Here is a 22,078-nt window from a genome sequence, read left to right on the forward strand (position 1 = left end):
GATTTCCCTTGAAGTGTGAAAGGAGACAGCCCAGCATGTCAGAAAACAATTTGCTGTCGCCGAACAGCGCGCCGCACAGCGACGTAGAACGTATCAAGCGTGAAAGCAACTATCTGCGCGGCACACTGGCGGAGACGCTCGAGGATAGAATAACGGGGTCCATTCCCGATGACGACAACCGGCTCATGAAATTCCACGGAAGCTACATGCAGGACGACCGGGATCTGCGCAACGAGCGCCAGAAGCAGAAGCTGGAGCCGGCTTACCAATTCATGCTTCGCGTCCGGGCGCCCGGCGGCGTCGTAACGCCGGACCAGTGGCTGATGATGGACCGGATCGCGCAAAAGTACGCCAACGGCACGATTCGCCTGACGACAAGGCAATCGTTCCAGCTTCACGGCGTGCTCAAGTGGAACATGAAGAAAACAATCCGCGAGGTCAATGATGCGCTGCTGTCGACGTTGGCCGCCTGCGGCGACGTGAACCGCAACGTGATGTGCAATCCGAATCCGTACCAATCGGAAGTGCACGGCGAAGTATACGAATGGGCCAGCCGGCTCAGCGAGCATTTGAACCCGCGCACCAGAGCGTATCATGAAATTTGGCTGGACGGGGAGAAGGTGCTGGACAGCCGCGACAATGACACGGAAGAAGAGCCGATCTACGGGCCTGTCTATTTGCCCCGCAAGTTCAAAATCGGCATCGCCGTGCCGCCGTCCAACGATGTCGATGTCTTCTCGCAGGATCTCGGACTTGTGGCGATCGTCGAGGAAGGGAAGTTGATCGGCTTCAACATCTCCGTCGGCGGCGGCATGGGCATGACGCACGGCGATCCGAACACGTATCCGCAGGTCGGTCAGGTCATCGGTTTTTGCAAGCCGGAGCAGATCATTGACGTGGCGGAGAAAACGGTCACGATTCAGCGCGATTACGGCGACCGCTCGGTGCGCAAGCACGCGCGCTTCAAGTATACGATCGACGACCGCGGCATCGACTGGTTTATCGGCGAGCTGCACAACCGCCTTGGCTGGCAGCTGGAAGCGCCGCGCCCTTACCGCTTCGATCACAGCGGCGACCGCTACGGCTGGGTGAAAGGCAGCAACAGCAAATGGCATTTCACCTTGTTCATCCAGAACGGCCGGGTCAAGGACGAGGACGGTTACCTGCTGATGACGGGCCTGCGCGAGATCGCCAAGGTGCATACCGGCGACTTCCGCCTGACGCCGAATCAGAACCTGATTATCGGCAACGTAACCGCCAAGAAGAAGAAGCAGATCGAAGCGCTGATCGAAGAGTACGGCCTGACTGACGGCAGCCGCTACACGGCGCTGCGGAGAAATTCGATGGCCTGTGTCGCGCTTCCGACCTGCGGTCTGGCGATGGCCGAATCGGAGCGCTATTTCCCGACGCTGCTTGAGAAGATCGAGCCGATGCTGGCGGAAGCCGGCCTGCAGAACGAGGATATCGTCATTCGCATGACCGGCTGCCCGAACGGCTGCGCGCGGCCGGCGCTCGCGGAAATCGCGTTCATCGGGAAAGCGCCGGGCAAATACAACATGTATCTTGGCGGCGGCTTTGCCGGCGAGCGGCTGAACAAGCTGTACAAGGAAAATATCGGCGAGGCGGAAATTCTCGAATCGCTGAAGCCGATCATCGCCCACTATGGCAAGGAGCGCAAGGAAGGCGAGCATTTCGGAGACTTCGTCATCCGCGCGGGCTATGTCAAGGAAGTCCGTTCGGGCCAAGATTTTCATTCTTGAGTGGAAAACGGCATTTGACCGCGAAGCTCGCCCATGCTATAACGAGTTATAAGCAGCGATGATCAATGGTGCGAAGCCTTCGAGGCCGTGCCGCCCAGAGAGGGAACGCCGGTTGAAATCCTCTTTGGCAATCTAAGGTCTTTATCCCCTGGAACCACGAGCGCGCTCGTCCCTTTGCGGACGGGGGCGCTTTTTTAAATTGAAGGCATTCTCATCGGCGGTTCGATCTGCCAAAAGCATCCTACCGTGCACGAGAAGGAGGCCGCGGGGAGAGACGCCTATGACGAACGATTCCTTTTTGTCATCGGACGTCACCTGAAGTACCTAAAAATTCAGCATGCGGGTAGCACTGAATTTTCGGGGAGAGTCCGCAAATGTTGTATTTTGTACAACAAAAACGGGGGGATAACCCCTATTTGCGGCTCAATGTTGCACTTTGTGCAACAATTCGGGCGATGTTCCCGGATTTGAAGCTAATCTCGCCTAAATTGTTGCATAAAATACAACATTACCCTTATTCTGGCAAGCAGTGTGCGGAAAATGTTGCATTTTTTGCAGGATTCGCCGCCTCATATGCCCGGGAAGGGGGGGACAACCTGATGATCGGGAAGCGGATCGCCTCATGCGCCCAGGTGTGCCCGGAAAGAGGGGGAGCGCGAGCGCTAACGCGAAGGCCGAAAGCAATGCGGAGCTCGAGCGCCAACGCGCAGGTCGACCGCAATGCGGAGCTCAAGCGCCAACGCGCAGGTCGACCGCAATGCGGAGCTCAAGCGCCAACGCGCAGGTCGACCGCAATGCGGAGCGCGAGCGCTAACGCGAAGGCCGAAAGCAATGCGGAGCTCAAGCGCTAACGCGCAGGTCGACCGCAATGCGAAGTCCGGGGCCGTCGTCGGCGGCGCTGCTCTTTCGGCGGCATCATTTATCAGCTAGAATAAGAAGGGGTTCGCATAAGCTCCAGAATCAGGATTAGGTAGCAGAACCAAAAAATCCATTCATTGGAGAGAAACGGAGGCGCAAATAGACCGAATCGCAACGATCCTGAAAGCTAACTACGATATAGACGCTGCCGATATTTCGCCGCAGCAAGGCGGCTGGGCGGCGCTCGCTTATCGGGTGTCAGACGCCAGCCGCAGCTATTTCCTGAAGCTTTACGAAAAAAGCAGGGCGTCCACCCCCAAATGGACAGCTCAAATCGATGTGTACGCGCCCATTCTGATGTGGCTTGCGCAGCACAGCGGCTTGAAGGGCAAGCTTCCTGTACCTTATGTCGCGAAGAACGGCCGATACCGGTGCGAGGACGAGGAAGGCATCTATATGCTGTACGAATATATCGAAGGAGAGACGATCGGCGCTCGTCCGTTGAACGGGGAGCAGGTGCGCTTGTTCGCGGACATCGTCGCCGAGCTTCATGCCTATGGCGATAACATTCCCGCGGCAACGGATGCGGTCATCGAAGATTTTGCGGTTCCGTTCCTGCAGCCGCTCAGGCAGACATTGGAGAAGGGGGAGAGCGGGCTTCCCGGCGATCTGGGCAAGCTGCTCGCCGCTCATGCGTCTGCGCTGCGCGAGCTTATCGGGACGGTCGATCGACTGGCGGCTGTTTTGAAAACGAGCGGACGGCGTAAGGTTCTATGCCACATGGATTTGCACCATTGGAATTTGATGCAATCGGGCAGCCAGTTGATGCTGATCGACTGGGAAGGGCTGCGGCTGGCGCCGCCTGAGGCGGATTTGATGTTTATCGCGGAGCAGCCGTATTTTGCCGAATTTATGAGCATTTACCGCAAGCGCCATAGCGATTATGCGATTCATCATGATGCACTTCGGTTTTATCAAGGCAGGCGGAGGCTGGAGGATATCTGGGAATTCATGGAGCAATGGCTGTTCGACAATCAGGAACCGGAAGAAAAGGCGAAAACGTTAGCGTTGCTGAAGAAAGAACTGGAAGAGCTGGCCTAAAGCCGTTGCGCAAATTCAGGCTAATCGCTTGCGCATTGCACAGCCACACCTTCGCCTGCAGCACAGCAATCGTTTGCTGTAAATCGCCCGCCAGCGTTGCTGATTACCAGCGATTTCTTTTTTTGATATAATCGAAGGATCTCATGGTGGAAAAGGGGTACTGTATGTATCATATGCGGGTGAGGCCAACTGCGCTTATTCTTAAGGATGAACACGTGCTGCTCATTGAAAACCGGGATGAGTACGGGGTTCATTACAATTTGCCGGGCGGCGGCGCAGAACCGGGAGAGACGTTGGAGGAAGGCGCAGCGCGAGAAGTATGGGAAGAGACGCGCGCGGAGGTCGAAGTCGGCCCTGTTGCGTTGCTGTATGAATGCGCCCCTCATCGCCAATCGGGAGAATACGATTCGCCTACGCATACATTGAGCGTCATTTTCGAATGCCGGCTGAAGGAAGGCTCGCGGCCGCGCATGCCCGATGTACCGGACAGAACGCAATCCACCGTTCGGTGGGTGCATTTGAACGAGCTGGACAGCATCGTCATGTTTCCGCGAATTCAACGCTTCATCAAGCAGTTTGCCCGCCGGCGAACGACTGTCCCCATGATTAACGACTATGAATTGCAGCGCTATTCGGACGGATAGCGGGGATCGGGGCTTGAAACAAAGTGTCCGTCGTATTTCGCCAAGATGTAGGAAGCGTCTTGATTTTTGTTCATGCAAGGGCCATGATTGAAAGGGCGGTCTCCGGCGAACCGCCGTCGATTGAACTGCGCATGCCCGATCGTCCATGGGCGGTCGATTCCGCCGGCTGTTCTTACAGGTGTAAAGCGGGCGGGGAGCCAGCCAGCAAAAAGCGGCGTTATCAGAACAAGGATGCCGGGCGGATCGGGCCGGGATCGATTTCTATTGAAGCATTGGGCGGACAACGCCGATTGATAGGGCTGTCATGTTGTCGAGACAGTCCTTCGCTGCTTGTGCACACCAGTTTCGCACCTAAGAAGGAGGCATCGAGCATTGAAATTGTTATTCGGCTTGCCAAAGCCGGACCCCGAGCGGGAAGAAGCATTCATTCAAGAGCAATGGAAGAGAGTTAAGGAACCGAAAACGATGTTGGCGACGATCTTGCTGTCGATTCCGATGATGGCGGTCGCCGGGGTTGTGACCTGGTTGCTAATCGGCCTGTTTAGACCGATGCGCTTGTCGGACTACGGTTTCGGAGCCGAGTCGATTACGCTGCAAATCAACCCGATCCATCTTGTTTGGCTGCTGGCCTTATTGCTTGTACATGAACTGATTCACCTGCTCCTTGTGCCAAAAGTGTTCCAATCCGAAAAAACGTGGCTCGGTCTTACTTTGTTCGGCGGGTTTGTGCTGACTGAAGAAACGATGACGCGGAGACGATATTTGGTCATTACGTTGGCGCCGTTTGTTGTGATTTCCGTGATCGGACCGCTCGTAATCGGAGCGCTCGGCTGGCTGACGCCAGCGATTTCGTTCCTTATGCTGCTCAATGCCCTCGGCTCTTCGGTCGACCTGCTATCCGCGGCGTTGATCGTTTCCCAGGTTCCCTCGAAAGCCCGGGTCACGAATCGGGTTACTAAGACCTTTTGGAAAATGTAAGCAAGCGCCAAAGAAGCATTTGATCGCAGGAGATCGAATGCTTCTTTATGATGCTGAGGCTGAGCGGGATTAAGGAAGGCGCAGCATTGTCGGGGATGGAAGAACGGAAAAATCGACTCAAGCTGCTGGTCTGCACAGAGGGCCGTCAGGGGGCGGTCAAGGGGCCGTGGAAGGGTGCCACGGAAGTGTCATGGAAGGGGGCATGGCATGACCTGCAGCTCGCTTTCGGCTCGATTCTGGAGCGGCGCCAAGGCAGAGTGCTTGCGTTCTCTGCAAACGATCGTCGCCGGCACTTGCGATCGGCGAACCCGCGCTGCCGGGAATGGATGGCTCGCTTCCGGATTGCGGCCAAGGCGGATCGCTCGCTTCGATAGCCTCGTTAGGCATGCCTTGGGCTCACGGTTTGCCGGCTAATTTTGCGCAGACCCTGAGCTAACGCAAGCCACAGAGCTTATTTCGCTCGAAACACTCAATTTGAAATTGTAACGCAAGTGAGCAGCCTTATTAGGTATTTTGGGCTACCCGATTCAGCATTTTTGACCAAATAGCGCTGCCCGGATGCGTTACATTTCCGAGAGGCTGCATTTCAGCAAAATAGCGTTTGTCACTAGCGTTAGAAGGATAGGCCGATCCGGAAGGCGCGCTTTTCGTTATCGGTCAGCTTCTCCGTGCCGCAATGCCCGTTTTTGCTGCCAAAGTGATGTCTTGCGCTTCGAGTTATATACCGAACCCCGCCGAAAGCGATTCTTCCCAAATTTTTCTCCATGTCCCGCCCTGATCCGGGCAAACGCCGGAAAATAAAGCAAGATTGCCCGATGAAATCGGCACAATCGGCCAGTACCCGTCGCTTGGCTCGCCGCTATACTAGAACAAACTAAATATTTCGTCAAAGGCATCATGATCGGGTCGCTCAAAGGGTAGCCGCAGGCGGCATTCGAACTCCAACATTCCATGAAAGAGGGGAAAGCTCATGGTAGTGAGCAAGTCAAAGGGCCGGACTTCGCGCTATACGGCTCGCTGTTCAGCAGCAAGCTGGCGAGCCAGCCGGAGAAGCTGCTGCAGTACGTCGACTGGTCGGCGACGCCGGAGGGGCTATTGTTCAATCAGATGGGCGTGGAGAACTTGACCTATGTCGTGAAGGACGGTATTCCGGTATACAAGGACGATCTCGATCGGAATAAGGTGCTGGAGCAGTACGGCTTCGACTGTTATTTGTCCAAAAGCGAGGAAGCTCAGAAGGGCGACCCCATGTATCTCATTACGCAGGAGGCGGCGCCGCATTTCCAGGAGATGCCGACGCTGTATGCCGAGCATGCCGCGCTGAATGAACAGGATACGGCGACCGTCAACACGGTCATGTCCGGCGTCTGGAACGAGGTGTACCAGTTCGCCACGAAGGCGGTGATGGGCGTGGTGGACATCAACAGCGATCAAGTATGGCAGGATCATTTGCAAACCTTGAACAAGGTCGGTCTCGACAGGGCGATGGCGATTTACACGAAAGCGATGAAATAAATGGGCAGGGCCGCAGGGAGCACGTTTGGCCGGCTGACTGCTGGTTGGCGGTCACCAGATCGGTCCGGTCGGCTGACTGCTGGTTGACGGTCCAGATCATCTGGTCGCTTGTCAGCTGATTAGCCGGTCGGCATGCTGCCGCTTGATTGAACTTTCGTAGCTTGGGCCATGAAGAAGGGAGGTAAGGATCGATGCGTCTTAAGGGAAAAGTTGCCGTCGTGACCGGCGCGGCTTCCGGCATCGGCCGGGCGATCGCCGTTCGCTTTGCTGCGGAGGGGGCGTCCGTCGTTCTGGGAGACGTCTCCGAGGGCGGCCGTGAAGCTGCCGAGTCGATCCGGTCGGCCGGCGGCGAGGCGCTCTTCGTTCAGGCCGACCTGCGCCGGGAGGCGGAGGCATCCGGACTCGTTCGCGCCGCCATGGAGCGGTACGGGCAGCTGGATGTGCTGGCGAACAACGCCGGCGTGTCGGGAGGCCGGACCGTCGTCGAGGCGGACGAAAGCGACTGGGAGCGGATTATGGACCTCAATCTAAAAGGGGCCTGGTACTGCTGCAAACACGCCATCCCGCTGATGATCGCCAGCGGCGGCGGCAGCATCGTCAACATCTCGTCGACGCACGCGTTCCGGACGCAGCCGAATCACTTCCCGTATCAATCGTCCAAGGCGGGGATGATCGCCATGGCGGCCGGCATCTGCGTCGACTTCGGCAAGCATGGCATCCGGGCCAACAGCATCTGCCCGGGCTTCATCGAGACGCCGCTCGCCGAGGCGTTCCTGAGCCAGTTCGCCGACCGGGACCGGCGCACGCAGGCGATGCTCGCCTCGCATCCGCTTGGCCGCTTCGGCAAGCCGGAGGATGTGGCGGCTGCCGCCGTTTTTCTCGCATCGGACGATGCCAGCTTCATCTCGGGGACGAGGCTCGTCGTGGACGGCGGCCGCTCCGCGCTGCAGAAGTCGGATTAGCGTGGCGGCGGTATGCCGCCATAGCTCGCCGGCAAGCTTAAGCCGGTGCTCAAGGCGATCCGCGGGATGGATAACCGAGAGGGCGAGCGCCTGTTTTCCGCCGTATTCCTGCCCGCAACAGATGATGACAAGGAGAGGATCAGGCAATGCATACCGCTTTTCGAGAGGCAATCCAGGGCATTAACGCCATTCCGGTGACCCCGTTCGACGAACGGGGCAATATCGATTACGCGGCTTACGGGAGCGTGCTGGACGATCTGCTCCGCAGCGGGCTCCCTGCCGTGTACCCGTGCGGCAATACGGGCGAGTTTTATTCGCTGACGATCGAGGAGGCGAAGGAGGCTGTGACGTTCGCGGTGCGTCATACCGCGGGGCGGGCGAAGGTGATCGCCGGCATCGGATACGATGCCCGGACGGCCGCTGCGCTGGCGCGCCACGCCGAGGAAGCCGGGGCGGACGGCGTGATGGTTCATCAGCCGGTCCATCCGTTCGTGCTGGAAAGCGGCCTCGTCGGCTACTACCGGGCGATCGCGCAGGCGACGAAGCTGCCGGTCGTGCTCTATGCGCGGAGCGAGACGGTCACGGCCAAAGCGCTGCAGCAGGCCGCGGCAGAGACCAATATCGTCGGCGTCAAGTATGCGCTGAACCATGTGCCGTCGTTCGCCAAGGCGGTGCGGGCCATCGGCGACCGCTACGTCTGGTTGTGCGGTACGGCGGAGATGTGGGCGCCGTTCTTCTTCGCGGCCGGAGCGGTCGGCTTCACCTCCGGGATGGTGAACGTCGACGCCCGCCGATCGTTCGCCATGCTGGACGCGCTGCGTGCAGGCCGTTACGACCGCGCGATGGAGATCTGGGAGGAAATCCGCCCGTTCGAGGAGCTGCGGGAAGCGCGGCGCAGCGGCAACAATGTCAGCGTCGTCAAGGAAGCGATGGCCCAGCTCGGCAAGTCGAACGGCGTGCTGCGCCCGCCGGCCGCGCCGCTTCGTCCGGAGGAGAAGCAGGAAGTGCGGCGCATTTTGCAGAGCTGGGGCTTGCTGTCTTAGGCGGCAGAAGTGCCGGGGCCGTCTGGTTCTATCCGGAGCCATCCGGTGCCATCTGGTACCAGATGGTACCATCCGGATAATCATCCGGAGCCATTTGGCTGTACCCTTCGCCTTTCGTTTCGCTGCTTTGGCCATTCATTTCGCCGCCGCAGGTCGGGGGCCTTCGGGTGCTCCTCTCAATAGCCGAATAAAGGAGCTGTGAACAACGATGAAAATCGTAGATGTGCAACTGGATATCGTGCGGATACCGCGGCATACCGGCTTTGTGTGCCAGCATGCGATCGTGCGCATCCATACGGACGAAGGCTTGACAGGCGTGGGGGAAATGTCCGATTTCTCCCATTTGCCCAAATATTCGCTGGACGCGGAAGACTTGCGGCGCACGCTGAAGGCGCATCTCGCCGGGCGCGATCCGTTCGATCTGGCCGCCTTGAACCGGGAGATGGCGGATTTGTTTCCTCAGACGATGTATTACTATGAGAAGGGGACGTTCATCCGCTGCGGCATCGATATTGCGCTGCACGATCTCGTCGGCAAGGCGCTCGGCGTCAATGTCAGCCGCTTGCTCGGCGGCCGCGTCCGCGACCGGATCAAGGTATGCTATCCGATCTTCCGCCACCGTTCGATGGGGGAGGTCGCGGCCAACGTGGAAGTCGTGCGCAAGCGGCTCGCCGAAGGCTTCGACGCCTTCCGGCTGTACGCCGGGCAGCATCCGGACGCCGATGAGGCGTTCCTTGCGGCCGTGCGCAGCGAATTCGGCTCGAAGGTGACGATCAAGTCGCTCGACTTCAGCCATTTGCTCGATTGGAAGACGGCGCTGCGTCAGACGCGGCGGCTGCTGCAGTACGGCATTCAGCTCGTGGAAAGCCCGGCGCAGCTCAACGATGCGGAAGGGCTTAGGCATTTCCGGCTGGCGGTCGATGTGCCGGTCAGCGAGCACGTGTGGAGCTTCAAGCAGTTGCACGATCTGATCCGCCGCGACTCCGTCGACCTGTTCAATATTGCGCTCATCTTCATCGGCGGCTTCGCTGCGGCGCGCAAGGCGGCGGCCGCGGCAGAGGTAGCGGGCAAGGGCGTGCTGATCGGCACGACACAGGAGCTCGGCTTAGGGACAGCGGCCCAGGCGATTTTCGGCGCCGGACTGACGAATTTAAGCGCGATCTCCGATCCGACCGGACCGGCGCTGTACGTCGACGACATCACGGCGGAGCCGGTACGCTACGTCGACGGCTATTTGCTGGCGCCGGATGAAGCGAAGCCGGGCATCGGCGTCGACATCGATTGGGACAAGGTCGAGCGGCTGCGCGATCGCAGCTTCAGCTGGGGCGACCAGCGGGTCGCCAACCTGCAGGACCGGACTTCGCCCGGCGCCGCCGTATAGGCGGCAATCGGGGGCCGCGATATGTTCGATTCGCGGCGATGCCGCGAAAGGCTTCTGCGGGAGCGGCCTCCGGACGGTGCATCTTTTTCACGATGATGTCCAGGATGACGCCGGATCGAAGCCCAATTTCAGGCTTAAATACGGGGGCTCCGCCGAATGAACGCGCTCGGACGGCTTGGCGAACCGGAGGATATCGCGAATGCGGCCGAGCTAATCGTCAGCGATATAGCCCGTTGGTTGACAGGGCAGACGATTCGCGCGAACGGCGGGTTTAATTGAATCGGAGGGGCGAAGGCGTGCTCTGCAGAGCTTTGCAGGGCATTGCCATGGATCGCGCAGTGAGCAGGGCTGGCTTGGCATGTTGTAAGAGTTGTCACGCCGTTAAAAAGGGGAACCGGAAAGCGGGTGAAAACATGCGCAGGCATCAGCCGGCGGACGTTACGGCTTGCCCGGCGGAGCGATGAACAATTCCGAATCGTGGTCTGGAGTTTATCGATGCCGATCGCTTTCCCGACAACATCCCGGAGAGCCGCAAAGGAGATCATTAACCGCTGCAAAGCTATGTTGAACAGGCAAGGCGAGTAAGTCAGCAATCGATAAGAAACATTGAAACCGCCACTATGCTATATTCCTCTTATTCAATGCTCAAGATTGGAGTTGAAGATGACGATGGGCAATATCGTGTTGACGATGCAGGCGTCGTTGGACGGCATGGTGACGGGCGAAGAGCAGTGGATGACGATGAGCGAGGACATTTTGCAGGACTATTTGGATTACTATCGCACGGTTGATGCGATTATCGTCGGAAGCCGCTCCTATGCTTCGTTGGCGGAGTATTGGCAGCACGCGGAGGAGCATTCAGACGATGCGTTGGAGCGGGACATTGCGAGGCGCATCAATGAAATTCCGAAAGCAGTCATTTCCCGTTCCAAAGTGGAGCTAACATGGAGAAACTCGCAGCAAATCGTGATCCAAGACGAGCATTCGCTCGCCCGCGAGCTGGAACAGATGAGAAAACTGGCGGGTCACATTTCGGTCGAGAGCGGAGCGGGAACGTGGCAGCGTTTTATCCAAAACGGTCTTTTTGACGACTTGTGGCTGTTCGTTCATCCCGTCATCGCTGCCGGCGGCGAACGATTGTTCGCTCTGGCCGAGACGCAGTCTTCCCTCCGCTTGAAAAGCGCGAAGACGTACAACAACGGCGTCGTCGGGTTGTATTATCAAAAGGCATAAAGTTCACGGGAATTCCGGCTTCCCTATTGATCATTGAAGGCGAGAAGACTCCTCCTCAAAAGCGTTTGCTTTCAGTGGAGGATCAATTCGCCAAATTTTTGTGTTCGACACCGAACGTATGTGCTATAATAGCTCCTGAATGTGATAAGGTACTCATCAGGAGGTCGTTGTTTTGAATTCCAAACAAAAGAAAATTGTCAGCGCGCTGCTGATTTCCACCTTTTTGGCGGCCATCGAAGTAACTATTATAAGCACGGCAATGCCGCGGATTGCCGACAGCTTGGGCGGCCTTGAGCTGATGAGCTGGGTGTTCGCCATCTACCTGCTTACGACGGCGGTCTCGACGCCGATCTGGGGCAAACTGAGCGACCTGCTTGGACGAAAGCCCATCTATTTCATCGGAGTGATCGTCTTTCTGGCCGGCTCGTTTCTGTGCGGGCTATCGCAAACGATGGGACAGCTGATCGTCTTCCGGGCGATTCAGGGGCTGGGCGCCGGGGCCATCAACCCGGTGACGTTCTCGATGATCGCCGATGCATTTAATTTCGAGCAGCGGGCCAGGGTGCAGGGGCTGATCAGCTCGATGTGGGGCATCGCCGGCATTTTCGGTCCGCTCATCGGCGGTTTTTTCGTCGATTACATGACCTGGCATTGGGTGTTCTTCATCAATATTCCGTTCGGTCTCGTCTCGATGTGGATGATCGGCAAGCATTTCGAAGAGACGCTCGAGAAGAAAAAGCGGAAAATCGACTATGGCGGAGCCGTCACCTTCACCATCGGCATGACGAGCCTGCTGTACGTGCTGCTGTCCTTCGGCAACGAAGAAGGCGGAGATGTCAGCATCAGCACCGCTGCAGTGCTCGGGTTGCTGGCGGTGGCGGTCGTATTCCTGCTGCTCTTTATCGTCATACAGGCCAAGCATGAGGAACCGATGATGCCGCTCCAATTGTTCAAAATCCGGTACGTGGCCGTAGTCAACGCCGGAGGCTTTCTGACCAGCATGATCCTGATCGGACTGACCGCTTATTTGCCGCTGTGGACGCAAAATGTGCTGGAGATGGGGGCGACCGCTTCCGGTCTGACCTTGATTCCGCTCTGTGTCGGCTGGCCGTTGGGAGCGATGGTCTGCTCGCCGCTGATCGCCCGCTTCGGGACGCGCAATGTAGCCTTGCTGGGCGGCGGCCTCATCGCGGCAGGCTCGCTCATGCTCGCGGCGGTGACGCCCGAGACGCCGGCCTGGATGCTGGTAGGGATCATCCTCGTCACCGGTCTCGGATTCGGCCAAGCGTCCACGGTATACGTGCTTGTCGTCCAATCTTCGGTCGATGCTTCGATGCGCGGCGCCGCCGGCTCGCTGCATATGCTGCTGCGGACATTGGGGCAGACGATCGGCGTAGCCGTTCTGGGCGCGGCGCTGAATGCCTATATTAGCGGACAGTCCGGTTCGCAGCAGGCTTTGGCGGAAGGGCTGCATGCGGTGTTCCTGCTCGCTGCTGTCATCAGCCTCGTCAGTCTCGCCGCGACGCTATGGATTCCCAAAGCCGGCAATAGCGGGATGAAGGCCGCGGGCGAGTTATTGCCGGAGGACAACCGGATCTAGGAAGGACTTGGAGGATCAGGCCCCCCGTTGCCGCATTTCAGCAATATAGCGTTTGTCACTTGCGTTAGAGAGGACTCATGGGCCCGGGGAGGAGCAGCGCTAACGCAGAATTCGAACGCTTCCATGGATTTGAGGGCTGCCATCTGAGCAATCCCTGTCGCAGCAAAGTATGGATTTGCACGCTAAAGGACTTTGCCGAAGGCAAGATTTTTTTCTGCTGCCTTGGCTATGCCTCGCGGTTCGAGGCATAAACCGGCCCCCTGCGGTCGCTCATCCTTGAATGGACGTAGGTAGACGTTTTTCTTATGCAGTACGACATCGCGGCATTGAACATCACGAATGTGCGGTCAGCGCCCGCTTTCCTGCAGCTCCTTGAGCGCCTGCTCCACGTATTTGTTCTCGAACACTTCGCTCGTATTCAGCTTTTTGCCGATCGCTCCTTCATGGAACAGAAAATCGGCCTGCTCCTGGTGCGCCTTGGCGAACTCCGGCGTGATCGGAGACAGGATCGGGTCGGCGTTGCTCAGCACCGTCTTCGTAATTTCCAGATCCAGCTTCTGCGCTCGGGAAATATCCGCAGCCACTTCGTCCAGGTGATCGACAAAATAGCGTCGCGCTTCCTCGTACGTCTTCAGAAACAGGACGGCCAGGTCCGGGTGCTTCTCCAAAAACGCCGTGCGGGCCACAAGAAAAGCAGGGGCGTTAATGTTCAGGTCCTGACCGCTGACCAAGATGTGGGCTCCGCTCTGGAATACGGCCGTCGTCGCATACGGCTCCCAGATCGACCAGGCGTCGATGGCGCCGGAGTCGAGCGCCGGCCTGGCCTCGTCCGGCTGCAACTGAATGAGCTTGATGTCTTCGCCCTTCAAGCCGCCCCGATCGAGCGCCATGAACAGGAAATTATAGGCGCTGCTGCCCTTGGCCACGCCGATCTTGGCGCCGCGCAAATCCTCCAGCCGCCGGATCGGACTGTCCTTCGGCACGACAATGAAATTGCCCTTTTTGCCGTCAGACGTCACGGCGACCGCCTTGAAATCGACGCCGCCGACCTGGCCGGAGACGACCGGCGTTCCTCCGACCGCGCCGAAATCGAGCCGGTTCGAGGCAAACGCCTCAAAGTGCGGCGGGCCGCTCTGGAACTCGGTCCACTGCACCTCCACGCCGACCTTCTCGAACGCCTGCTCGAAATACCGCTTATCCCGGGCGTATGGGAAAATGCCGGTTTTGCCCTGCACGCCGATGTGGATGACGACTTTCTCCTGGCTGCCGCCCCGGGCAGCGGATGGCGCTTCGTTCGTACCGGCTGTGCCGCAGCCGGCGAGCAAGAGCAGGGCAAGAGAGACGGTTAGCGCCGTCTTAAACCGCGGGACGGCTTGGCGAATGAATACGGGCATCATGGGAATCGCTCCTTTTCTTCAATGGTGATACGATGGCAGCCGAACCGTGTCGTCCCCTAAGGGGGAGCCGTACGCCGAAGAAGCTCGTCAACCGGCCGCGGCGAACTAAAAAAGACTCTCTCCTGTTCAGGAAAGAGTCTCCGGCGGATCGGTGGACTGTCATGCCATCTTATTCTTTTAAATCCTATAGGAATGATGTGGTTAAATCTTACCAGCCTGGAGGTCTGCTGTCAATAGTCCGGAAAAGCGGCTGCAGCAAAGCGATTCGGCGAGCGCTTTCGACTCACGTTCCGTGCACGAAAATCAGGGGATGCTCCTTGCAGGAGTTCGGGCCGTCGGATGGAATTTTATTTCAGCGGCAGCCGGCAGGTGGGAGATCCGGCGGATGCGGATGAGGAGGCGCTTCACCGCTTTTTGGATTTTGCGGGCTTAGGTCTGCAGGAGCTGCAGGGCTATGTAACGGTATACCGGGAAGCGAGGGAAGCATTGCCATCGACTTCGACGTAAAGCTATGTTGAATGCGCTTTCGACCAATGGCATAGAAGGGGCGAAAAAAGGGCTCAACAAAAGGGATCGCTGCCGCTTGACAAAACGGGCCGATCCCGCTATATTATATTTAACAAATTGATAATTGTTAAATAATAAGAAAGGAGACCGACTCCTTGTCCAACGAGCAAGCGATGCAGCACTACGACGTCACCAAATACCGAACGCCGGACGGATATACGTCAGACATTGCCGTATTTACGATCGTGCCGGTCAAGGTCGAGGAATTCAAGCCGCCCGTGATGGACCTGAATATTATGCTGATCCGCCGGAGCATGACGGACAGCGAGGGCAGGCCGAATATCGAGGCGGGAAAATGGGCGCTGCCCGGCGGGTTCGTGGACCCGAGCGAAACGGCTTTCGATTCGGCCCGCCGCGAGCTGAAGGAGGAGACCGGCGTCGACCGCATCCACCTTGAGCATTTCGGGGTATACGACGCGCCCGGCCGCGATCCGCGAGGTTGGATCATCTCGAATGCGCATTATGCCATCGTTCCCGAGCACAAGCTGTCGCAGCGGCAGGCGAACGACGACGCCAGCGAGGTGGAACTGTTCCCGGTCCAGCGCGTGCTGTCCCTCGATCTCGCCTTCGATCACGCCCGAATCATCCGGGACGCCATCCGCGTCATCGAGCGGAAGCTGCTCGAGACGACGGTCGCCAAAGAGTTTTTGCCGGAGGAATTTACGTATTCCGAGCTTCAGGCAGTGCTGCTGACGGTCACGAACGATTCGGCGATCGCGCTCGATTCCGCCTTCCGGCGCAAGATCAAGTCGCTTCCTTTCATCGAGGAAGTCAAAGGGAAGACGACGACCCGGACGTCCAAACGGCCGACGCAGCTGTACCGGTTTGTGGACGCCGAGCTCAATAAGTCGATTTATCACTCCAAAATATAACGCGGCTAACCTTTCCGCACCTCGCGGAAATGTCAAATTCAAAGGAGGGCTTTCCATGAGCGGTAAGCAAAGAGCTTTGATCAATATCGATTATACGGTCGATTTTGTCGCAGATGGCGGGGCATTGACCTGCGGCGCGCCCGGTCAGGCGCTGGAAGAGCGGATCGTCGAAATCACCGAGCAGTTCATTGCCCGCGGAGATTACGTCGTGTTCGCCATCGATATGCACCGGGCCGGCGACGAGCTGCATCCCGAAACGAAGCTGTTCCCGCCGCATAACATCGAAGGCACGCAGGGACGCGAGCTGTACGGCAAGCTGAGCGATACGTACCGGAAGCACCGGGATGCGGACAACGTGTACTGGATGGACAAAACAAGGTACAGCGCTTTTGCCGGCACGGATCTTGAGCTGCAGCTGCGGGCAAGAGGCATAACCGAGCTGCATCTGGTCGGCGTCTGCACGGACATTTGCGTGCTGCATACGGCGGTGGACGCGTACAACAAAGGCTTCGAGATCGTCGTTCACCGGGATGCCGTCGCCAGCTTCGATCCGCAGGGGCACGAATGGGCATTGCGTCATTTCAAGGGATCGATCGGCGGCACGATCGTCAGCAAAGGAGAAGATTAACATGGCAGAACATATAGAGGTTCAGCTTCCGGAGCGGCGCTATGCCGACGACAGCTTGGCATTGCATACCGATAAATATCAGATCAATATGACCCAGGTCTATTGGCAGGACCGGATGCACAACCGCAAAGCGGTATTCGAGGTTTACTTCCGCAAGCTGCCGTTTCAGAACGGCTACGCCGTCTTTGCCGGGCTGGAGCGGGTGATCCGCTACCTGCACGACTTCCGGTTTACGGACAGCGATCTAATGTATTTGCGCGAGGAAGGCTACGACGAGGAATACTTGAACTATTTGCGCACCGTCCGCTTTACGGGCACCGTCCGGTCGATGAGGGAAGGCGAGCTCGTGTTCGCCAACGAGCCGCTGATGCGCATCGAGGCGCCGCTCGCCGAGGCGCAGCTGATCGAGACGGCGATTCTGAACATCGTCAATTATCAGACCTTGATCGCGACCAAAGCTTCGCGCATCAAGCAGGTGATCGGCGACGAGCTGAGCCTGGAGTTCGGCACCCGCCGGGCCCAGGAGCTGGAAGCCGCGATCTGGGGAACGAGAGCCGCCTATTTGGCGGGCTTCAACGCCACATCGAACGTCAGGGCCGGCAAGCTGTTCGGCATTCCGATCTCGGGCACGCACGCCCATGCCATGGTGCAGGCTTATCGCGACGAATACCAGGCTTTCCGCCAATACGCCGAAACGCACAAGGACTGCGTATTCCTGGTGGACACCTATGACACGCTCCGTTCGGGCGTGCCGACCGCGATCCGGGTGGCAAAGGAGCTCGGCGACCGCATCAACTTCCTGGGCATTCGGCTGGACAGCGGCGACCTCGCTTATTTGTCGAAAGAAGCCCGCAAAATGCTCGACGAAGCCGGATTCCCGCACGCCAAAATATACGCGTCGAACGATATCGACGAGCAGACGATCATCAACCTGAAGGCGCAGGGAGCAAAAATCGACGTCTGGGGCATCGGCACCAAGCTGATTACGGCATACGATCAACCGGCCTTGGGCGCCGTCTACAAGCTCATTGCCATTGAGGACGAGAACGGGGCGATGGTCGACACGATCAAAATCAGCTCGAACCCGGAAAAAATTTCGACTCCCGGACGCAAGCGGGTGTTCCGCATTATCAATAAGAAGAACCGGAAATCGGAAGGCGACTATATTACGCTTGAGCACGAGGATCCGCAGCAAGAAGTACGGCTGAAAATGTTCCACCCTGTGCATACGTTTATCGCCAAATTCGTGACCGACTTCGAGGCGAAAGAGCTGCACCATACGATTTTCGAGGACGGACGGCTCGTTTATCCGATTCCTGCGCTGGAGCAGACACGGGAATTCGCCATGCGGAATCTGGACGTATTGTGGGACGAATACAAGCGGACATTGAATCCGGCCGAATACCCGGTCAATTTGAGCCAGGAATGCTGGGACAACAAGATGAGGCTGATCGATGAGGTGCGGGAAAAGGTGAAGCTGCAAGCCAGCGGCTGAAGCGGCCGAGCGGCAGAGGGCAGAAACACACTTCACATACTGAAGAGAGGAGCAGGAACGATGACGATGCAGCAAGAAATCATGAACGCTCTCCATGTCAAACCGGCGATAGAGGCGAAGGAAGAAATTCGCCGCCGGATCGATTTTTTGAAGGCATACTGCCGAAAGACGGGGGCGCAGGGGTTTGTGCTCGGGATCAGCGGCGGGCAGGATTCGACGCTTGCCGGCCGCTTGTCGCAGCTGGCGGCGGAAGAGCTGCGCAGCGAAGGCTATGAGGCGACGTTCTATGCGATGCGGCTGCCCTACGGCACGCAAAAAGACGAAGAGGATGCCCAGGCAGCGCTGGCGTTCATCCGGCCTGACCGGACGCTGACATTTCAAATTGAAGCGCCTGTCGACGCATTGGCTGCGGCCTATGCCCAGGCGGCGGGAGAGCCGCTGTCGGATTATCACAAAGGCAATGCGAAGGCGCGGATGCGGATGACGGCGCAGTACGCCGTTGCAGGCGAACGCCGCTGCCTCGTCGTCGGCACCGATCACGCGGCGGAGGCCGTGACCGGCTTTTTCACCAAATTCGGCGACGGCGGAGCCGATCTGCTGCCGCTGACGGGACTGACGAAAAGCCAGGGGCGCGAGCTGCTTCGCGAGCTGGGCGCAGCCGAGCGGCTGTATCTCAAGACGCCGACGGCCGACCTTCTCGACCATACGCCGCAGCAGCCCGACGAGAAGGAGCTGGGCCTAGAGTACCGCGTCCTCGACGAATATTTGACCGGGAAGGACGTCGCACCGGAAGCGCGCGCCAATATCGAGCGGCGGTACGAGACGACCCGGCATAAGCGCGAGCTGCCGGTTACTCCTTTCGACGAATGGTGGAAATAACCGCACGCGAAAAAAATCTCCGTCAATCCCGGGGTTGGCGGAGATTGTTGGTTCGGTGAAACGACGGCCGCGCAAAGCCGAATGCCAATTGGCTGCTCTCCCGGCGAAAGGACTAGAGTACCAAGCAAAAGGGGATCGACTAGAAATGGATCGTTGTCCGTTCATAAGTAGGAGTCAATGATGCGTTGACCCCTCTGGCAAACGTACGCATACGAATCAGGTTCCAACGATTTTCAAATACAATCTTCTCCATCCGTGCTTATCAATATAATTGACACATAAACAGCTCGTTTCCGGACGCTGAACCTGCTGTACTTCGAGGCTGCGAATCCGCTCATGCGGGATGTAGTACTTGCGGTTATTCCTGACTTCTCGGATCTCCAGCCTGTCAGGATAGTTCCTCAGCTCGCACTTCGTTTTACCCAGGCCAAGCCCGTCAATATGCTTGCAAATGAATGCATCCAGCGCTCCTTCCTTCGCTGCCTTCTGTTTAAGCTTATTATTGGAGATATAAAATATTAAAAACAGCCATGTAAAAACAATCCCGTTGGATACGACTATCAGCCAAAAAAAATGTTCATAGACTATTAGTGCCATAGAAGAAAACAATAGTGCGAGAATAGCCAAATAAGTGATGACCAATCTCATAACAAACCCCCAACTGTTTAGTCCGTTTTTCTACATACTACCACAATTTACTACGATATAGGATAGCTTCGAGTTCCGGATAAAGGACCGCCAGCCTCGTTCACGATGCCATGGATCGAGTTTTTAATAATTGATGAATGTATGCTCATGTGATAATATAAATTCACATTGGCTAGGAGGAAACGAGATGTACGAAGTCATCATCGTCGGCGGGGGACAAGCGGGACTCGCGGCGGCTTATTATTTGAAGCGGCATGGGATCAATTTCTTGATTTTGGACAGCAGCGCGAACGTCGGCGATCCCTGGAGAAACCGCTACGATTCGCTGCAGCTGTTCACCCCGAGAATGTACGATCAGCTGCCGGGCTTCCGGCTTGAAGGAGACCCGCACGGGCTTCCGCACAAGGATGAGATCGCCGATTATTTGCAGCAGTATGCCATGCATTATGAATTTCCTATCGCCCATAATACGCGGGTGCTTTCTTTACAGCGGCGGGAAGGGCCATTCAAGCTGTCGACAACGAACGGAGAATATATGGCGAATAAAGTCATTGTCGCTACCGGGCCGTTTCAAACGCCCTTCGTGCCCCCGATCCAGGAAGCGGTGGGAAAGAACGTGAAGCAGCTTCATTCCTCCGAATACCGCAACGAGCGTCAGTTGAACGAAGGCGCGGTGCTGGTCGTCGGCGCCGGCAATTCGGGAGCGCAAATCGCCTGCGAGCTGGCCGAACGGCGGGAGGTCCATTTGTCGGCAAGCGGGGCGATTCATTACAAGCCCTTGCATCTGCTGGGAAAAAGCATCTTCTGGTATTACAACGCCGCCGGGCTGCTGACCGCCCCCCGGACTTCGGCGAGAGGAAGATGGTTATTCCGTCAGCCGGAACAAATCTATGGAAATACGTTAAAACCCCTTATTGGGCAAGGCCGAATCAAGCTGCACGGAAGAACGGTCGACATCGAAGGCGACCAGGCTTATTTTGCCGGCGAAGACTCGCCTGTGCGCATCGGCAATATCGTATGGTCGACCGGCTTTTGCCGGGACGATGCGTGGATTGACATTAAAGAGGCTTTTCGCGCGGACGGCGCTTTGGCTCATGAGGAAGGAGCGTCCGCCGTACCGGGGCTCTATTTCGTCGGGCTGCCGTGGCAAACCTCCCGAGGGTCAGCGCTGCTTGGCTGGGTTAAGTACGATGCCGAGCGGATTGTCCGCCATGCGCTCGGGCAATAGCTGCCCTGACTTTACGCGCCGCCCTCGCCGTCTTCAAGCTGCTCTGGGCCCAGCCCTGGTCGGGAGAAGCCGCGAGCCCCGCCTTCCGGCTCGGTCTTCAAGAAGATGCCGGGCGAAAGCCGTCCTCCAGCATCACCCAAAAGGCGCGCAGCGCCGGGCTGATCCACTTGTTGCGGTGACGAACGGCATAGATGGACCGCTCCGGAGTCCAGCGCGGAATCGGAGAGGCCTGCAGCTTGCCCTCCGCCAGCTCGCTTCGGATGGACGCTTCGGCGATCATGCCGAAGCCGATGCCGTGCCGTACTGCGGCCTTGAGCGCTTCCGAGCCGGATACCTCCATCGTGACGCTCAGCGCGATGCCGCTTGCCTCTGCCCAGCGGTCGATCAGGCTGCGGCTGATCGAGCCTTCCTCATGAGAGACAAAGGGATACCGGGCCAGCATCTCGGGCGTAAGCTCGCCGTCTACACTTGCAAGAGGATGCTCGGGCGCAAAAATGAGCACAAGATCGTCCCGTACGAGCGGATGAACGATCCATTCGGGATCGTCGATGGCTGTCTGCGAGATAATGCCTATATCCAGCTCGTACCTTTTGAGTTTCTCCAAAATGACGGCCGCAGGCCGCACATCCAAAAAGATCGTGAGCCGGGGAATCTCCTTCTTGAGACGGCTCAATAGCGGAGGCAGCATGTACGTAGCCGGCGTATGGGTGCTGCCGATCGCTAGCCTCCCGCCCGCTGTGCCCCGGTGCGCCTCCATCAGCGTCTCGGCCTCCGCGGACAAATCGCTGATCTGCGAGGCATAGTGATAGAACGCTTTGCCCGCCTCCGTCAGCCTGATGACATGATAGGAGCGGGTATGGAAGAGCGCCACCCCGAGCTCTTCCTGCAGCTTGTTCAAGTGAAAGGTGACCGTAGGCTGCGTTACCTGCAGCTTCTCTGCGACCAAATACAGCTTTTGCAGCTCGACCGTCAGCACGAACGCTTTTAACTGCTGCAAATTCATCCGCCAAACCCTCCCGAATCGATTCAACTTATGTGCCCATCATAGACTCCATTAATCTTATCATAGAAAACATAAACCTGAATTTCGAAAGCCCATAAAGGCGGTCAGTTTGTAGCAGAACGAGTCGGTAACTGCTGTAATAAACAGGGAAATTCCCAGTCGGATGGCGCGTTGATTCAGAAATGAGGGTAAACTCCCCCCCTCCCCACAAGCCAGGGCTGAACGGTTTCCATGTAAATTTGTGGTAAACGTCATTCTATGGCAGCGACTTTGGCGGCGATACGTT

20 protein-coding genes and 1 pseudogene are annotated in these 22,078 nt (G+C 57.7%); 18 read left to right on the forward strand and 3 right to left on the reverse strand.

From position 1 onward, the window contains the following. Window positions 1-35 precede the first annotated feature (35 nt). The 12 genes and pseudogenes from cysI (at window position 36) to F591_RS28165 (ending at window position 13,075) form a co-directional block, all read left to right on the forward strand. Window positions 36-1,760 carry an assimilatory sulfite reductase (NADPH) hemoprotein subunit gene (cysI, locus tag F591_RS0114300; RefSeq protein ID WP_019535302.1) on the forward strand — a complete coding sequence of 575 codons (1,725 nt, stop codon included), beginning with the start codon at window positions 36-38 and terminating at the stop codon, window positions 1,758-1,760. 1,017 nt (window positions 1,761-2,777) lie between these two features. Then, the gene (locus F591_RS0114310) at window positions 2,778-3,719 is read left to right on the forward strand and encodes a phosphotransferase family protein (protein ID WP_026326620.1); all 942 of its coding nucleotides are present in this window, start codon (window positions 2,778-2,780) and stop codon (window positions 3,717-3,719) included. 173 nt (window positions 3,720-3,892) lie between these two features. Further along, window positions 3,893-4,363, forward strand: a complete 471-nt coding sequence (locus tag F591_RS0114315) for an NUDIX domain-containing protein (protein WP_342665592.1) — start codon at window positions 3,893-3,895, stop codon at window positions 4,361-4,363. Between the two features lie 372 nt (window positions 4,364-4,735). Continuing rightward, window positions 4,736-5,341 carry a DUF3267 domain-containing protein gene (locus F591_RS0114320; RefSeq protein WP_019535306.1) on the forward strand — a complete coding sequence of 202 codons (606 nt, stop codon included), beginning with the start codon at window positions 4,736-4,738 and terminating at the stop codon, window positions 5,339-5,341. A 47-nt stretch (window positions 5,342-5,388) separates the two neighbouring features. Beyond that, window positions 5,389-5,715: a hypothetical protein gene (locus tag F591_RS0114325; RefSeq protein ID WP_019535307.1), complete on the forward strand. Its 327-nt coding sequence runs from the start codon at window positions 5,389-5,391 to the stop codon at window positions 5,713-5,715. A gap of 577 nt (window positions 5,716-6,292) precedes the next feature. Beyond that, on the forward strand, window positions 6,293-6,856 hold the full coding sequence (locus tag F591_RS0114335) for a type 2 periplasmic-binding domain-containing protein (RefSeq protein WP_019535309.1): 564 nt from the start codon (window positions 6,293-6,295) through the stop codon (window positions 6,854-6,856). Between the two features lie 191 nt (window positions 6,857-7,047). Then, on the forward strand, window positions 7,048-7,818 hold the full coding sequence (locus F591_RS0114340; protein WP_019535310.1) for an SDR family NAD(P)-dependent oxidoreductase: 771 nt from the start codon (window positions 7,048-7,050) through the stop codon (window positions 7,816-7,818). A 146-nt stretch (window positions 7,819-7,964) separates the two neighbouring features. After that, complete coding sequence (locus F591_RS0114345; RefSeq protein WP_019535311.1) at window positions 7,965-8,861, forward strand: dihydrodipicolinate synthase family protein; 897 nt, start codon at window positions 7,965-7,967, stop codon at window positions 8,859-8,861. Between the two features lie 208 nt (window positions 8,862-9,069). Then, the gene (locus tag F591_RS0114355; protein ID WP_019535313.1) at window positions 9,070-10,242 is read left to right on the forward strand and encodes a mandelate racemase/muconate lactonizing enzyme family protein; all 1,173 of its coding nucleotides are present in this window, start codon (window positions 9,070-9,072) and stop codon (window positions 10,240-10,242) included. 138 nt (window positions 10,243-10,380) lie between these two features. After that, a pseudogene (locus F591_RS30415) lies at window positions 10,381-10,521 on the forward strand (SDR family oxidoreductase); the annotation flags it as partial. Between the two features lie 390 nt (window positions 10,522-10,911). Continuing rightward, on the forward strand, window positions 10,912-11,475 hold the full coding sequence (locus F591_RS0114365; protein WP_156829577.1) for a dihydrofolate reductase family protein: 564 nt from the start codon (window positions 10,912-10,914) through the stop codon (window positions 11,473-11,475). Between the two features lie 172 nt (window positions 11,476-11,647). Beyond that, window positions 11,648-13,075 carry an MDR family MFS transporter gene (locus tag F591_RS28165; RefSeq protein WP_019535316.1) on the forward strand — a complete coding sequence of 476 codons (1,428 nt, stop codon included), beginning with the start codon at window positions 11,648-11,650 and terminating at the stop codon, window positions 13,073-13,075. A gap of 347 nt (window positions 13,076-13,422) precedes the next feature. Here F591_RS28165 and F591_RS0114375 read toward each other — a convergent pair whose 3' ends face one another. Beyond that, on the reverse strand, window positions 13,423-14,472 hold the full coding sequence (locus F591_RS0114375; RefSeq protein ID WP_019535317.1) for an aliphatic sulfonate ABC transporter substrate-binding protein: 1,050 nt from the start codon (window positions 14,470-14,472) through the stop codon (window positions 13,423-13,425). A gap of 339 nt (window positions 14,473-14,811) precedes the next feature. Here F591_RS0114375 and F591_RS31465 point away from each other — a divergent pair, with 339 nt between their 5' ends. The 5 genes from F591_RS31465 to nadE all read left to right on the forward strand — a co-directional run bounded on the left by F591_RS31465 (window position 14,812) and on the right by nadE (window position 18,913). Then, window positions 14,812-14,979 carry a hypothetical protein gene (locus F591_RS31465; protein WP_019535318.1) on the forward strand — a complete coding sequence of 56 codons (168 nt, stop codon included), beginning with the start codon at window positions 14,812-14,814 and terminating at the stop codon, window positions 14,977-14,979. Between the two features lie 155 nt (window positions 14,980-15,134). Next, window positions 15,135-15,911 carry an NUDIX hydrolase gene (locus F591_RS0114385; protein WP_019535319.1) on the forward strand — a complete coding sequence of 259 codons (777 nt, stop codon included), beginning with the start codon at window positions 15,135-15,137 and terminating at the stop codon, window positions 15,909-15,911. A 55-nt stretch (window positions 15,912-15,966) separates the two neighbouring features. Next, complete coding sequence (locus F591_RS0114390) at window positions 15,967-16,539, forward strand: cysteine hydrolase family protein (protein ID WP_019535320.1); 573 nt, start codon at window positions 15,967-15,969, stop codon at window positions 16,537-16,539. A 1-nt stretch (window position 16,540) separates the two neighbouring features. Beyond that, complete coding sequence (locus tag F591_RS0114395) at window positions 16,541-18,034, forward strand: nicotinate phosphoribosyltransferase (protein WP_019535321.1); 1,494 nt, start codon at window positions 16,541-16,543, stop codon at window positions 18,032-18,034. A 60-nt stretch (window positions 18,035-18,094) separates the two neighbouring features. Continuing rightward, window positions 18,095-18,913, forward strand: coding sequence for an ammonia-dependent NAD(+) synthetase (gene nadE, locus F591_RS0114400; RefSeq protein WP_019535322.1), 819 nt, complete (start codon window positions 18,095-18,097; stop codon window positions 18,911-18,913). A 216-nt stretch (window positions 18,914-19,129) separates the two neighbouring features. On the opposite strand, the gene F591_RS0114405 is transcribed toward nadE, so the two are convergent. Further along, window positions 19,130-19,561, reverse strand: coding sequence for a hypothetical protein (locus tag F591_RS0114405; protein ID WP_019535323.1), 432 nt, complete (start codon window positions 19,559-19,561; stop codon window positions 19,130-19,132). Window positions 19,562-19,748: 187 nt separating this feature from the next. Between F591_RS0114405 and F591_RS0114410 the strand changes: the two genes are divergently transcribed. After that, window positions 19,749-20,789: a flavin-containing monooxygenase gene (locus F591_RS0114410; protein ID WP_019535324.1), complete on the forward strand. Its 1,041-nt coding sequence runs from the start codon at window positions 19,749-19,751 to the stop codon at window positions 20,787-20,789. Window positions 20,790-20,886: 97 nt separating this feature from the next. On the opposite strand, the gene F591_RS0114415 is transcribed toward F591_RS0114410, so the two are convergent. Further along, the gene (locus F591_RS0114415) at window positions 20,887-21,792 is read right to left on the reverse strand and encodes a LysR family transcriptional regulator (RefSeq protein WP_019535325.1); all 906 of its coding nucleotides are present in this window, start codon (window positions 21,790-21,792) and stop codon (window positions 20,887-20,889) included. Between the last annotated feature and the right edge of the window lie 286 nt (window positions 21,793-22,078).

Origin of the sequence: Paenibacillus ginsengihumi DSM 21568, assembly GCF_000380965.1 — a bacterium.
Taxonomy (GTDB): Bacteria; Bacillota; Bacilli; order Paenibacillales; family NBRC-103111; genus Paenibacillus_G; species Paenibacillus_G ginsengihumi.

Bases quoted from the DNA above. Each gene is read 5' to 3' on its own strand.
- cysI (WP_019535302.1), top strand. From the start codon at position 36: ATGTCAGAAAACAATTTGCTGTCGCCGAACAGCGCGCCGCACAGCGAC.
- F591_RS0114345 (WP_019535311.1), top strand. From the start codon at position 7,965: ATGCATACCGCTTTTCGAGAGGCAATCCAGGGCATTAACGCCATTCCG.
- F591_RS0114390 (WP_019535320.1), top strand. From the start codon at position 15,967: ATGAGCGGTAAGCAAAGAGCTTTGATCAATATCGATTATACGGTCGAT.
- F591_RS0114315 (WP_342665592.1), top strand. From the start codon at position 3,893: ATGCGGGTGAGGCCAACTGCGCTTATTCTTAAGGATGAACACGTGCTG.
- F591_RS0114410 (WP_019535324.1), top strand. From the start codon at position 19,749: ATGTACGAAGTCATCATCGTCGGCGGGGGACAAGCGGGACTCGCGGCG.
- F591_RS31465 (WP_019535318.1), top strand. From the start codon at position 14,812: ATGGAATTTTATTTCAGCGGCAGCCGGCAGGTGGGAGATCCGGCGGAT.
- F591_RS0114325 (WP_019535307.1), top strand. From the start codon at position 5,389: ATGATGCTGAGGCTGAGCGGGATTAAGGAAGGCGCAGCATTGTCGGGG.
- F591_RS0114405 (WP_019535323.1), bottom strand. From the start codon at position 19,561: ATGAGATTGGTCATCACTTATTTGGCTATTCTCGCACTATTGTTTTCT.
- F591_RS0114395 (WP_019535321.1), top strand. From the start codon at position 16,541: ATGGCAGAACATATAGAGGTTCAGCTTCCGGAGCGGCGCTATGCCGAC.
- F591_RS0114355 (WP_019535313.1), top strand. From the start codon at position 9,070: ATGAAAATCGTAGATGTGCAACTGGATATCGTGCGGATACCGCGGCAT.
- nadE (WP_019535322.1), top strand. From the start codon at position 18,095: ATGACGATGCAGCAAGAAATCATGAACGCTCTCCATGTCAAACCGGCG.
- F591_RS0114365 (WP_156829577.1), top strand. From the start codon at position 10,912: ATGGGCAATATCGTGTTGACGATGCAGGCGTCGTTGGACGGCATGGTG.
- F591_RS0114375 (WP_019535317.1), bottom strand. From the start codon at position 14,472: ATGATGCCCGTATTCATTCGCCAAGCCGTCCCGCGGTTTAAGACGGCG.
- F591_RS0114415 (WP_019535325.1), bottom strand. From the start codon at position 21,792: ATGAATTTGCAGCAGTTAAAAGCGTTCGTGCTGACGGTCGAGCTGCAA.
- F591_RS0114340 (WP_019535310.1), top strand. From the start codon at position 7,048: ATGCGTCTTAAGGGAAAAGTTGCCGTCGTGACCGGCGCGGCTTCCGGC.
- F591_RS0114335 (WP_019535309.1), top strand. From the start codon at position 6,293: ATGAAAGAGGGGAAAGCTCATGGTAGTGAGCAAGTCAAAGGGCCGGAC.